Source organism: Arsenophonus endosymbiont of Apis mellifera, assembly GCF_903968575.1.
Lineage (GTDB): Bacteria > Pseudomonadota > Gammaproteobacteria > Enterobacterales > Enterobacteriaceae > Arsenophonus > Arsenophonus apicola.
Genome location: NZ_CAJCFU010000066.1, coordinates 47,555 through 61,154, shown reverse-complemented (window position 1 = coordinate 61,154; position 13,600 = coordinate 47,555). Strand labels below are relative to the sequence as shown.

General features: G+C 38.8%; 15 protein-coding genes and 1 pseudogene. All 16 read right to left on the bottom strand.

Features of this window, described 5'->3' with window-relative positions; all coding sequences use genetic code 11:
- Positions 1-81: 81 nt before the first annotated feature.
- The 16 genes and pseudogenes from ycfP to plsX all read right to left on the bottom strand — a co-directional run bounded on the left by ycfP (position 82) and on the right by plsX (position 13,584).
- A pseudogene (gene ycfP / locus H1X92_RS11205) lies at positions 82-618 on the bottom strand (alpha/beta hydrolase YcfP).
- A gap of 2 nt (positions 619-620) precedes the next feature.
- Positions 621-1,634: a beta-N-acetylhexosaminidase gene (gene nagZ / locus H1X92_RS11200; protein WP_180560231.1), complete on the bottom strand. Its 1,014-nt coding sequence runs from the start codon at positions 1,632-1,634 to the stop codon at positions 621-623.
- 52 nt (positions 1,635-1,686) lie between these two features.
- The gene (locus H1X92_RS11195; protein WP_180560230.1) at positions 1,687-2,577 is read right to left on the bottom strand and encodes a phosphotransferase; all 891 of its coding nucleotides are present in this window, start codon (positions 2,575-2,577) and stop codon (positions 1,687-1,689) included.
- On the bottom strand, positions 2,540-3,115 hold the full coding sequence (gene lpoB, locus H1X92_RS11190) for a penicillin-binding protein activator LpoB (protein WP_180560229.1): 576 nt from the start codon (positions 3,113-3,115) through the stop codon (positions 2,540-2,542). The genes H1X92_RS11195 and lpoB overlap by 38 nt, the downstream gene beginning before the upstream one ends.
- Positions 3,116-3,270: 155 nt before the next feature.
- On the bottom strand, positions 3,271-3,630 hold the full coding sequence (gene hinT, locus H1X92_RS11185; RefSeq protein WP_180560228.1) for a purine nucleoside phosphoramidase: 360 nt from the start codon (positions 3,628-3,630) through the stop codon (positions 3,271-3,273).
- Positions 3,631-3,670: 40 nt separating this feature from the next.
- The gene (locus H1X92_RS11180) at positions 3,671-4,456 is read right to left on the bottom strand and encodes a metal-dependent hydrolase (RefSeq protein ID WP_180560227.1); all 786 of its coding nucleotides are present in this window, start codon (positions 4,454-4,456) and stop codon (positions 3,671-3,673) included.
- Positions 4,457-4,467: 11 nt separating this feature from the next.
- On the bottom strand, positions 4,468-5,457 hold the full coding sequence (holB, locus tag H1X92_RS11175) for a DNA polymerase III subunit delta' (protein ID WP_180560226.1): 990 nt from the start codon (positions 5,455-5,457) through the stop codon (positions 4,468-4,470).
- 1 nt (position 5,458) lies between these two features.
- Positions 5,459-6,094, bottom strand: a complete 636-nt coding sequence (gene tmk / locus H1X92_RS11170) for a dTMP kinase (protein ID WP_180560225.1) — start codon at positions 6,092-6,094, stop codon at positions 5,459-5,461.
- Positions 6,091-7,116, bottom strand: a complete 1,026-nt coding sequence (gene mltG / locus H1X92_RS11165; protein WP_180560224.1) for an endolytic transglycosylase MltG — start codon at positions 7,114-7,116, stop codon at positions 6,091-6,093. Before mltG ends, tmk begins: the two co-directional genes overlap by 4 nt.
- A 57-nt stretch (positions 7,117-7,173) precedes the next feature.
- Positions 7,174-8,010, bottom strand: coding sequence for an aminodeoxychorismate lyase (gene pabC, locus H1X92_RS11160; RefSeq protein ID WP_180560223.1), 837 nt, complete (start codon positions 8,008-8,010; stop codon positions 7,174-7,176).
- A 129-nt stretch (positions 8,011-8,139) separates the two neighbouring features.
- Positions 8,140-9,405 carry a beta-ketoacyl-ACP synthase II gene (gene fabF / locus H1X92_RS11155; RefSeq protein WP_180560222.1) on the bottom strand — a complete coding sequence of 422 codons (1,266 nt, stop codon included), beginning with the start codon at positions 9,403-9,405 and terminating at the stop codon, positions 8,140-8,142.
- A gap of 101 nt (positions 9,406-9,506) precedes the next feature.
- Positions 9,507-9,743, bottom strand: a complete 237-nt coding sequence (gene acpP, locus H1X92_RS11150) for an acyl carrier protein (protein WP_180560221.1) — start codon at positions 9,741-9,743, stop codon at positions 9,507-9,509.
- Positions 9,744-9,892: 149 nt separating this feature from the next.
- Positions 9,893-10,627, bottom strand: coding sequence for a 3-oxoacyl-ACP reductase FabG (fabG, locus tag H1X92_RS11145; RefSeq protein WP_180560220.1), 735 nt, complete (start codon positions 10,625-10,627; stop codon positions 9,893-9,895).
- 7 nt (positions 10,628-10,634) lie between these two features.
- Positions 10,635-11,567, bottom strand: coding sequence for an ACP S-malonyltransferase (fabD, locus tag H1X92_RS11140; protein WP_180560219.1), 933 nt, complete (start codon positions 11,565-11,567; stop codon positions 10,635-10,637).
- A gap of 19 nt (positions 11,568-11,586) precedes the next feature.
- Positions 11,587-12,540: a beta-ketoacyl-ACP synthase III gene (locus H1X92_RS11135; protein WP_180560218.1), complete on the bottom strand. Its 954-nt coding sequence runs from the start codon at positions 12,538-12,540 to the stop codon at positions 11,587-11,589.
- A 6-nt stretch (positions 12,541-12,546) separates the two neighbouring features.
- Complete coding sequence (gene plsX / locus H1X92_RS11130) at positions 12,547-13,584, bottom strand: phosphate acyltransferase PlsX (protein WP_180560217.1); 1,038 nt, start codon at positions 13,582-13,584, stop codon at positions 12,547-12,549.
- Positions 13,585-13,600: the final 16 nt, after the last annotated feature.

Sequence of the window (13,600 nt, the reverse complement as noted above, 5' to 3'; positions counted from 1 at the left end):
TGAAAATTTCAATTAAAAGTAAACCATTAAATTTTTATAATTAAATAATAATATTACTAGAGATAACATCAAATATTAAACCTAATTATAAAATGATTTAATTGTTGCTAAATGGTATGACAGATCTTTAAATTTATGATTTTGTTTTTCATCCCAAATTATAGGTTAATAAGTTTTTAAAATATTGGCACTCTTTTGGCTATTAATAATTTCATCATGTCGAGATGATATTAACATACATTTATGTTTGTTTTTTTGCCTGAAATTATCTACACATTTAGTCATAATATCTAAATACTCTTCTGGCCGGGTAATTTTTCCTATCATGTTTTCATAAGGAAATAGATTGGGATTGATCATTAATTGTTTTATATTACATAAAAATCCTATCCGCTCAGCCCAAAACCCGCCTAAGCCAATACCACAAATTAAAATTGGCTCTTCAGTAACACTTTGAATATTTTTATCAACTTCCTTAAGTAAGTGTTGCATATCATGCCGGGGATATAGAGTACTGTAACTGACAAGACGCACATCCGGATCTATAAATTGTAATTGCATTATTTTTTCGTGGTTACCAGGACTAGTTGAATCAAAACCATGTAAATAAATAATCATATCTACCTCTGCCATTCTTCCCACAAGGACGTTAATGCTAAATTCGCCGCTTGCCAGCGTGGTGTTTTTTGCAATTCAGCTAAAGAGTATGGCTGTGCATGATGAAAAAGATTTACCGTTTGGTTATATTTTTCATTCGGTAAACTATCTAATACATTTATTGCACCGACACGATTATTGCAAATAAGTAGCCTATCACAGCCAGCATTAAGAGCAGCCTGTGCCCGCTCGGCATATCCTCCCATAATCGCCGCTCCGGCCATAGAAAGATCATCAGAAAATATTGTTCCGCTAAATCCTAGCTGTTGGCGCAACACTGATTTTAACCAATAGGCCGAAGCACTCGCTGGCCGTTCATCAATTTTAGTATAGATAATATGCGCTGGCATTATGGCATCAAGTAAACCTCGTTGAATAAAATAACTAAAAATTTTCATATCATGTGAACTGAGCTGAGCTAGTGCACGCTCATCAATTGGTGTCTGTTTATGGGAATCTCCGCTAACCGCTCCATGACCTGGAAAGTGTTTACCTGTTGTTTTCATTCCTGCAGCATGCATACCTGTAATAAAAGCTTCAGCCATCACAATAGCGATATCAAGTTGTTGATGAAAAGAACGATCACCAATCGCAATACAATAATGCCCAATATCCAGCACTGGTGCGAAACTGAGATCAATATCCATCGCAATCATTTCTGCTGCCATTAACCAGCCAGCTTCTGCTGCTAATTTAGCCGCTATATCCTGATCGTTAAGTGCAGCAAAAGCTTGTGCCGCAGGTAGCGCAGTAAATCCTTGCCGAAATCTTTGCACGCGGCCACCTTCTTGATCGACAGTGATAAGTAAACGGTTATGCGCTGCATGGCGAATTTGGCGGACAAGCTCTCTCAGTTGCTCAGGATCATGATAATTGCGGGTAAAAAGAATAATACCACCAACTAGTGGGTGGTTTAGAATTTCACGCTCTTCAGCCTCTAATTCAAATCCCTCAAGATCTAATATAATCGGTCCCATAAATTACCTGCTTAATATCATACTTTATGAACACTGTTTAATATCAGTATGCTCAAACTAAGCCTAACCCTGCTCTAATAGGTTGCGCCAATACCAAGTATTGCGGATTTTTTGTCTGCATCCAGCGAACTTCATACCACATCATTCTCATATAATTAACCCATGGCTGCCATAAGGCAATTAGTTGATTTAATATATAAAAATCTTTATATGCATGTGGCTGCTGACAATAATAGTGCAAAAATTGGTGTTGGGCATTTTTATCCCAATCATTTGTCGCGAATAACGTTGCCAAAGCAAAGGCCAGATCACAGTCAGCAGCATATTCCCAATCTAACAGTTTTAAAACTCCATTCTCAGCCAATAGAACATTTCCACTATGGATATCAAGATGGGCGAGCACTTTTTTGCTGGTTTTAGGTTGGCGGGTATGTTGAAAAAAATGATGTAAATTTAACCAATCAGCTGATAATCTGCGTCGGTCTATTTGATACCAGTAACTGGCTAAATGTTGTTTAAGATGCAGTGAGTAACCCGATAATGGATAGGAATGCAGTGAGGCCAGTCTACGACCTAGTGGTTGATATAATTCTTGTAAACTCGTGCTTGTATCAGTAACCACCTCGCCTGCAAGCCATTCTAATAATAACCAGTCATTATTAGCCCCGATTATCTGGGGAGCAGCAACAAACTGCGTAAGCAGACGTAATATTTTACGCTCTCTTTGTCGATTAATACCTAATAAACGCTCATTTTTTCCTGCAAAACGGGCTATCAATTTAATATTTGGGCTTGCTTTAACATAGAAACTTCCTCCGCTTGCCCCTGGTAATGCTTTAATTTGCCACTTATTAGCGGCTATTGTCGGGTATTTTTGTAATAACAAAATTATAAGTGTTTCTTTTTTATTCAATGCGATTTGTTCCCGACCATAGGATCTCACCCGTTTGTGCTCCCATTAACTGCATTTCAATTTCACTCTGTTGTTGATTACCAGAAATAACTGAATAAAGCACATAATCAGCTTGTACATAACGCGCTAAGCCGATAGCTTTACTTCGCGTAACTAAACTGTCTTCCTGAGATAAGCCCAAAGCTTTACGGGCATTTGCCACCACATCTTGTGGAACTAATTTGAATACATTTTGGTTATTAACAGCATCAATAATGGCGTCGGTTGCTGGCATTAATTGAATTGACATATTGGTATTATTTTTTATTGAATCAATCAATAACACTTTGCCTGACTCAACCCCTGGGGCTTGCACCAATTGATTGGCTAAAGGAATAACCGTGGTTGACCAATCTACTGTTTTTAATTTTGGTAGTTGCGGTACAGTATCTGGCGATGTTGGTGTTATTGGTTGCTCGTTAGGCTCAGTGGGTTCGATTGTAATGACAGGTGCCGGTTTTTTACTCGTTATCGATGAGCAACCGACTAATAGGAATGTCACGACCATAAGTTGAAAAATACGTCTCATTTACTCTTCTCCTGTATACCTTAAATTGCAAGGTAAACTGAATAATAAAGCCTGTGCCAAAATAGCAATATAAATTGCTTTATAATTAAAAGAGTAACCAACAAAACGTTAGTTGTCTCTTTAATAACAAATCCACAAAATAACAATTTAAAAATTTATTTATACTTTTTTGTTAATAGCGGCCCTAAGGGATGACCACCGACTAAATGCATATGAATATGGAAAACTTCCTGACCGGAATGTTGGTTACAATTCATAATTAAACGGTAGCCGCTATCAGCAATACCTTCCTGCTCAGCAATCTTTGCCGCGACTGTGATCATATGGCCTAATGTTTGTTCATGCTCAGGTTTCACATCATTGATGGAAGCGATCAAAATATTGGGAATAATTAAAATATGCACTGGTGCCTGTGGTTCTATATCCCTGAAGGCTGTCACTAAATCATCCTGATAAACAATATCAGCAGGAATTTCACGACGTATAATTTTACTAAAAATTGTTTCTGCTGCCATAATTTCATCCTTTAAATCTTTTTATGAAGTTGCAAGCGGGTTAATCACGTTTAATGGTTAAATGAAAAAGATCACAAAAATTTTGCGTAGTAGCTCGCGCAATTTCTTCAATATCTACGCCTTTTAATTGAGCCAAAAACTGCGCCACATTTCTTACATAAGCTGGCTGATTTTCTTGGCCGCGATAGGGAACGGGCGCCAAGTAAGGTGCATCGGTTTCAATCAAAATGCGATCTAAGGGCACCATACGTGCAGCTTGGCGGATCTGTTCGGCATTACGAAATGTCATTATACCGGAAAATGAGATATAAAGCCCTAAATCTAATAATGCTTTAGCCATCCGCTCATCCTCCGTGAAACAGTGTAAAACCCCACCGCAATCAGCAATCTGTTCTTCTTTTAATATTGTTAATGTGTCTTGCTGGGCTGCTCGCGTATGAATAATAACGGGTTTGTTTAATTGACAACCTATACGAATATGTTGACGAAAAGCGGTTTGTTGTAATTTAGCATTCTCACTTTGGTAGTGATAATCCAAACCTGTTTCACCTAATGCAACAACTTCAGAGCCTGACGCTAAGCAGGCTAGTTCATCAAAATCATAACCTTTATTAAGATCAAGTGGATGTATACCGCATGAAAATGCCACATTGTCACGCTGACCAATCTGCTTTTTCATACTAATGAAGCCCGGCAGCGTGGTCGCAATAGCCAGAATATATTTTACCTCGTTTGCTGCCGCTTTTGCGATAAAATCATCGATATCTTTATGCTTATTCTTATAATCTAAACAATCGAGATGACAGTGAGAATCAACTAAAAACATAATAAACTCTTTTAATTTTGGTGATATAGTGCGCGCTGCCAGTTAATTAACTGAGATGCCAATCGTAATTCCTGATTTAACCCCATCACTGACATTAATTGATAACGACAACTTTGCCATTCCATCGCGCTTTTTAATAAGACATCAGCAGTATTAATAGCGGCCAATTTAGTAATTAATGATGGCTGATCTTGATTAACACAGTAATTACCTGCTTGCTGTTGATATTTTACTGCATCTAACAATAGACTTATCAACCAATTGATCCGTTCGACTGCATCTGGCTGATCCAATTCAGGTAACCAACTGAAAAGTGTCTTAGTTGCTAAATGTTGCATCAGTGATTGGCAGAATTGCTTTCTTTTTTGCCAATTTTCTGGCTGTAACAGGGCTAACGCAGCCAGAGGTGCTGCCGCATTAAGTTTTATGGCCGTTTCAATATCAACTAACGCTAACGATATTTTTTGTTTTTGTAGCCAAGAAATAGCCGTTTTATGCTCCGGCGCAGGAAGATAATAATAGAAACAGCGACTACGTAAAGTAGCTAGCAATAGTGCAGGATCACGACACTCTAACAAAAAATAGGTATTGTTCGTCGGTTCTTCTAAAGTTTTCAATAACGCATTACTTGCCGCTTCGGTTAATGCTTCAATACGAGGAAACCAAATAACTTTAGCGCCACCTTGCTGTGCATGGCTAACTAAAACTTCGGTTAAATAACGAATACTTTCAATACCTATCGTATTTTTACCCTTCTCGGCGTCAATTTTATACCAGTCTGGATGCGTCTTTGCTAACATTAGTTGACAACTATGACAACTACCACAGCTTTTCATCGCCGACGGCTGTTGGCATATTAGCCATCGGCTAATAGCATAAACGAGTGCCTCACTTCCCATTCCAGCATTAGCATGTAACAACAATGCATGATGCCCTTGCTTGTTTTGGTGCATAGCAATTATTTGTCTATATGCATGATTTAACCATGGATACCAGTTCATTTTACTTGCCTTGAGCTGTCAACCAATTCAATAATGCATGGCGAATGGTTTTTTGCACTTCTTCTAATGATTGGTTAGCATCAATTGTGATGATTGTGTCATCTTCAGCGGCTAATTCAAGGTAGCGCTGACGGGTTCGTTTAAAAAAGTCTAATGACTCTTTTTCTATCCGATCTAGTTCACCACGCTCCCGCGCTCGCTGCAAGCCTAGAGCAGGTTCTATATCAAGATAGAGTGTTAGATCAGGTCGAAAATCATCCAGGATGCTATTACGTAATACTTTCATTAAGTTGGGGGAAAGCCCACGTCCTCCACCTTGATATGCTTGTGATGAGAGATCATGGCGATCACCAATAACCCATCTTCCCTTTGCCAAAGCGGGCTTGATAACATTTTCAATCAATTGGATACGCGCGGCATAAAGCATGAGTAGCTCCGCTTTATCAGTGACTTTTTCCTCAGCCGTACCATGCTTAATTAATTGACGCAATTTTTCTGCTAACGGTGTTCCTCCTGGCTCCCGGGTAAAATCAATCTCAGTTATTCCTATCTTAGCAAGTGTTTCTACAACCGTTTTTATCGCAGTAGTTTTTCCTGCGCCTTCAAGACCTTCAATAACTATATAACGACTTTTCATTCATTTTTATCTTTTGTCTGACGATAATGTTTAACCGCCTGATTATGATCATTAATATTGGTAGTAAAAGTATGCCCACCATTACCCGTGGCAACAAAATAAAAATAACCAGTTTCATCAGGATGAGCTGCTGCTTTAATTGAAGCTCTGCCGGGCATAGCAATTGGCGAAGGTGGCAAACCAGCAATCAAATATGTGTTATAAGGACTTGATTTATTTAAGTCACTACGATAGAGCACCCCACGGTATTTATCACCTAAACCATATATAACAGTGGGATCCGTTTGCAGCCGCATTTTTTTCTTTAATCGATTAATAAAAACTGATGCTACTTTAGCTCTCTCCGTATCAATCCCCGTCTCTTTTTCAATAATTGAAGCCATAATTAACATTTCATATGGTGTTTTATATGGCAGATTAGCCGCCCGTCCTTGCCATTCATATTCTAGCGCCATTAACATTCTCTGATGCGCGCGCTTTAATATATCAATATCACTCATTCCCGCTGTGTAATAATAAGTATCTGGATAAAACCTCCCCTCTAATAATTGGCCAGATGCTAACCCTAGATCCTGCGCTAATTTATCCGTAGATTGATTGCCAATAGTCTGTTTTAAATAAGGGGCTTGCTGTAATAATTTTTTCCAATCTTCGAAGCGAGAACCTTCAATGAACAGCAAACTAAATTGCGCCTCTTTACCAGCAGAAAACATTTTTAACATTGACCGCAAAGACATGCCAGGATTTAATCGATATGTTCCCGCTTTAAATTGCGCTAATGGGGGTTCCAGTTTCAGTAACCATTGAAAAATATCCGTCGGATTTATGATTTTCTGTTCTGTCAACAATAATTCTAATCCTGCTCGCCCTGTACCTGCAGGTAAAGTAAAAATAGTAGTTTCATCAATATTAATCGCTGTATCAGCGTAATTTTGTATCTGACGATAAAATGTATAAAGAATACAGCCACTCAATATTAATAAAAAAATAATCGACCACAATATACGTCTTGCATACTTCATTTAACACTCGTTTCCTAATATTACACTACAAAAATTAATCTAATATTAATCGCAAAATTAATTCAACCTCAAACAATATGGCAAAAGAAAATTGAATAACTCACGAGAAGAATAGTGCCATACGGGTTGCTTTGTCTGAGTTAAAATACGGTTAACCGATAATATAGGCATTAAAGCATTGGTAATTATTACCTCATCGCTATACGCCAATATATTAGGATAGTCGCTGATATAGAAAAGTTCATAATCAGTATCAGATAAACAGGCAATAACCTGTTTGCGCATTATACCTTCAACACCAGCGTGATCTAAATTTGGCGTATAAATTTGTTTACCTTTACGCAAAAAAATATTTGCTGCACAACATCCAATCAATATGCCATTCGTGTCCGTCACAATAGCTTCATCAACATTCAATAACTCAATTTGTTGCTTTATTAATATTTGCTCTAAGCGATTTAGATGTTTAATGCCAGCCAAATAACGATTGTTATTTACAGTTATTGAACTCAACGCTAAATCAATACCTGTTTGCTGTTGACTTAAATAAATAGCTGGATAATCAGTTAACGAAATAATGACTGTTGCTTTGTTGAAGCCCGCTAAGCTATACCCTCGCCCACCTTCACCACGACTAACAATAACTTTAATAACTGCTAAATCCTTTTTATTCAATTGCGCTATCTTGTTTATATCAGCAACCAATTTTTGCCAATCCGGTGTAGGTAAAAGTAGTTGTTTAACCCCTTTTTGTAATCGATAAATATGATGCGACAATAAGGCAGGTTGATGCCCAACCACCCGGATTGTTGTAAAACAGCCATCACCAAATTGAACAGCTCTATCCTCTACAGAAATATTATTTCGCTGCTCACCATTAATCCAACATATCATTTTGTTAACTTATTTTTCAAACTGAATACCTACTATTTATCGCTACAGTTTATGAGAAATTGCCTATTTACAGCAATAAAAAAGCCTCAACTTAAGTCAAGTTGAGGCCTATTTATAAGAAAATATCAATTAATTAACTTTACGGAAAATAATCGAGCCATTTGTACCACCAAAACCAAAAGAATTGCATAATGCATACTGCATATCTTTAACTCTACGTGCCATTTCAGGTACAAAATCTAGCGGGCCTGTCTTCACTAATTTATCTAATTTACTATCGAGATTTTCAAGGTTAATCGTTGGTGGAATAAGTTGATCTCTTAACGACAAAATCGTAAAAATAGCTTCAATTGCACCTGCTGCTCCTAATAAATGACCGGTCATCGATTTAGTCGAGCTAACCATTATTTTACTCTGGCCTGTGTAAATCGACGCAACTGCACGCGCTTCAGCAATATCTCCTGCTGGTGTAGATGTACCATGAGCGTTAATATAACCTATTTTCTCGGCTTCTATACCTGCATCGTGTAATGCATTTATCATAGCCAGTGCTGCACCTTCACCATTCTCTGGTGGTGACGTCATATGATAGGCATCACTACTCATGCCAAAACCAGCTAATTCAGCATAAATTTTAGCGCCTCGAGCTTTAGCATGTTCATACTCTTCCAGCACCAAAATACCGGCTCCATCACCTAATACAAAACCATCTCGCTCCTGATCCCAAGGGCGGCTTGCTCGCTCAGGTTCGTCGTTACGTCTTGATAAGGCTTTAAGGGCACCAAATCCAGCAATTCCTAAAGATGTACTTGCTTTTTCTGCGCCACCTGCCAGCATGATATCAGCGTCACCATAAGCAATAATACGCGCGGCATGACCAATATTATGCACCCCTGAAGTGCAAGCAGTAGCAATAGAGATAGTGGGGCCTTTAAAACCATAAATAATACTTAAGTGCCCAGCTACCATGTTGATAATGGTTGAAGGGACAAAAAAAGGACTTACTTTACGTGGACCATTAGTCAGCAAATCATTACAGTTTTCCTGGATTAGACCTAATCCGCCAATGCCAGAACCAATTGCGGCTCCAATACGATGCGCATTTTTTTCTGTAATTTCTATGCCTGCATCTTTGATAGCTTGTTTACCCGCAGCAAGCCCATATTGAATAAAAAGATCCATCTTGCGCGCATCTTTGGCCGAAATACCATAATCTTCATGCTTAAAATCTTTAACTAGACCGGCGAACTTGGTTGTATAGTTTTCAGTGTTAAAATGCTCTATAAGGCTGATGCCACTCTGTCCAGCACATACAGCATTCCAAGATGATTCAACTGTGTTGCCGACAGGAGATAACATGCCGAGTCCAGTCACAACTACTCGACGCTTAGACACGTATATCCTCCAGAAAAAGAAATAAGTTTTGGTGAAAATATAGGCGGTCGATTGACCGCCTGAATATGTGCATAAATGCTCTCTATAATTAAATTTGCGGCTTATGCTTGATGAGCATTGATATAATCAATAGCAGCTTGCACTGTCGTGATTTTTTCCGCTTCTTCATCAGGAATTTCAGTATCAAACTCTTCTTCTAATGCCATTACTAGTTCAACAGTGTCAAGAGAATCCGCACCTAAATCCTCAACAAATGAAGCATTATTTTTAACTTCCTCTTGTTTAACACCTAACTGTTCACCAATTATTTTCTTAACACGTTCTTCTATAGTACTCATACTATTTAAATTCCTATTAAAACTCGCTTTCACGATGATTTTCGTAGTTTAGATACAGGAAAGGCACAACCCAATCCTGGCTATTCGAACCTGATTTCGCATTATTATATGCTATTTTAGCATTAATCATGCAAATGATTCATTGGTTTTTAAATCATACACATGCCACCATTGACATGTAATGTTTCACCCGTGATGTAAGCCGCCTCATCAGAAGCTAAGAATGCTACAGCACTGGCAATTTCTTTTGCATCACCGAGCCGCCCCACAGGAACATTAGCTAAAATGCCTGCTTGCTGTTCGTCTGTCAACGCTCGAGTCATATCCGTTTCTATAAAACCAGGAGAAACAACATTCACCGTAATACCACGGGTAGCTACTTCACGCGCTAACGATTTACTAAAAGCGATAACACCTGCTTTAGCCGCTGCATAATTTGCCTGTCCAATATTACCCATTGTACCGATCACTGAGCCAACAGAGATAATGCGCCCATAACGTTTTTTCATCATTGAACGCATTATAGCTTTGGATAAACTAAAGATCGAAGTTAAGTTTGTATCAATAACTTTGTTCCACTCTTCTTTTTTCATTCGCAGCAATAGATTATCACTGGTAATACCTGCATTATTGACTAAAATATCAATTTCACCAAATTCTTCACGAATTTTAGATAGAGTAGTATCAATAGATTCAGTATCTGTCACATTCAAGACATAACCTTTACCTTTATCACCAAGATAGCTACTAATCGCCTTAGCACCTTCTTCGCTTGTAGCGGTACCAATTACTTTTGCACCACGTTCAGCCAACAGTTCAGCTATTGAGCGCCCGATACCACGACTAGCTCCAGTTACCAAGGCTATTTTTCCATCAAAACTCATGTTTTCCTCAATTATCTATCAACGCAGCGTTTAATGATGCCCTATCATTAATTGCTGCTGAATTAATCGTACTCACAATGCGCTTAGTTAAACCAATCAATACTTTACCTGGCCCTATTTCTAATAGTTGCACGATCCCTTGCTCCGCCATGAATTCGATGGTTTCAACCCAGCGTACAGGATTATACAGCTGCCTGACTAAGGCATGCCGAATGCCGTCTACCGAATTTTCGATTTTAACATCAACATTATTTACAACAGCGATGTTAGGTTTATTAAACACAACTTCTTCTAATGCTTGTGCTAATTTGTTTGCTGCGGGCTGCATTAAAGCACAATGTGAAGGTACACTGACCGCCAATGGCAAAGTACGTTTTGCCCCAGCAGCTTTACATAAGGCTGCTGCTCTCTCAACAGCACTCTTTTCACCTGCAATGACAACCTGTCCAGGCGAATTAAAATTAACAGCCGAAACGACTTGACCTTGCGCAGCTTGCTGGCATGATGCTAATACCGATTCATTATCTAGACCAATAATTGCATACATAGCACCCATTCCTGCCGGTACAGACTCTTGCATCAATTGCCCGCGTAGTTCTACTAATTTGACAGCGGACTTAAAATCGATGACGTCGGCACAAACCAATGCAGAATATTCACCTAAACTATGGCCTGCCATAAGTTTAGGCATTTTGCCTTTTTTTTCCTGCCATACTCGAAAAATTGCCACAGATGCGGTTAAAAGTGCTGGCTGCGTTTTCCAAGTCTTATTTAACTCTTCTTCTGAGCCATTCTGAACCAAATCCCATAAATCATATCCTAAGACATCAGAAGACGCAGCAAACGTTTCCTCTACTACGGTAAACTCTTTTGCTAAATCAGCTAACATACCTAGAGATTGAGAACCTTGGCCAGGAAAGATCATTGCAAAATTAGACATTTTTATTTTCCTGTATAACTTAAAAACGGATCAGCGCTGAACCCCAAGTAAAACCGCCGCCAAATGCTTCAAGCAATACCATTTGGCCGCGCTGAATACGGCCATCTCTGACAGCTTCATCAAACGCTGTCGGTACTGAAGCCGCTGAAGTATTACCATGTCTATCCAGAGTAATAACCACTTTATCAATTGGCATAGCCAGTTTTTTTGCTGTTGCTTGAATAATGCGTAAATTAGCTTGATGAGGGACTAACCAATCTAATTTTGATTTATCGAGCGCATTTTTTTCTAATGTTTCATCCACAATATTGGCTAACTCATTCACCGCTACCTTAAAAACCTCATTACCCGCCATGGTCACATATGTTGGCTCGGCGTGTTTACTATGCTCTTGATGACGTAAAGTTAACAAATCACCATAATTACCATTGGCATGTAAATGAGTTGACAAAATCCCAGGCTCTTGTGAACAACCGACAACAATTGCACCCGCGGCATCACCAAATAAAATGAGTGTACTACGATCATTCGGATCTAATACGCTTGATAATACATCAGAACCGATAACTAATACCTTTTTCGCCATCCCCGTTTTAATAAACTGATCACTAATACTTAATGCATAAGTAAAGCCAGCGCATGCAGCAGCAATATCAAATGCGGCGCAGTTTGGAATACCTAATATTTGCTGAATTTGACACGCTGCACTAGGAAAAGCATGAGTCGAAGAAGTCGTTGCGACAATGATTAAATCAATTTCATTAGCTGCAATGCCTGCCATTTCCAACGCCTTTTGCGCAGCTTTAGCGCCCATTGTAGATACGTTATCTTCTCCTGTAGCAATACGGCGTTCTTTAATCCCTGTACGGGTAGTTATCCATTCGTCAGAGGTATCTACCATTTTTTCTAAATCAGCATTCGTACGAATCTGTACAGGCAAATAACTGCCAGTACCTAAGATTTTTGTATACATTTTGCTTTAATCACTCTTGGGTAGTAAGGTATTCAAGCGAGTCGCAATTCTATTAGGAATTTGCTTTTCTACCGCCTGAATCGCCTGTTCAATTGCAGCCTTAAATGCTTTTTGGTTTGCCGCTCCATGACTTTTAATTACAATGCCCTGTAATCCTAAAAGTGAAGCACCATTATATTGATCAGGATCCAGGTGCCCAAAACGTTTTGTGATACGTTTTTGTAACCAAGGTTTAATCAACTTCATCAGCCACGATGAGATCTTATTTTCTGTAGTTGAAGACTTTACTAAAGATAAAATAACGCGTATTACACCTTCCATTGTTTTCAACGTCACATTACCTGCGAAGCCGTCACAAACGAATACATCAGTTTTACCCGTCAATAATTCATTACCTTCTACATAACCAATATAATTTATAGAAGACGTTGCTTTTAATATTGAGGCGGCTTCGCGGATATTATCTAAGCCCTTACTTTCCTCTTCACCAATATTTAATAACGCTACGCGTGGATTGCTTATATTAGCAATCTCTTCAGCCATTACTGCGCCCATCACGGCAAATTGTACTAGCATTTGGCTATGGCAGTTAACATTAGCGCCTAAATCAAGTACAACGGTTTTACCATGTTTTTGATTTGGCAAAATCGTTGTCAGCGCTGGCCTTTCAATACCATGTATGGTTTTCAATATGAGTTTTGCTAACCCCATAAGTACACCAGTATTTCCAGCACTAATACATGCTTGAGCCTGACCAGACTTCACTAATTCTAACGCAATCCGCATTGACGAGCCTTTACTTTGTCTAATTGCTTGTAACGGCTTGATATCATTAGCAATAGCATATTCTGCAGGTATAATTTGCAAACAATCACGCAGCTCAGCAGGCTGATCTGCAAGCAGTGGGTTTAAAATTTCGGGAATACCGACCAGTAATAATCTTAACTGTGGGTTAGATGCAAGTGCCTGCAACGCAGCAGGCACAATGATATGAGGACCTTTGTCCCCACACATCGCATCTAATGCTAAGATTAAATTAGCCAAGGCATTAATCGTTTAA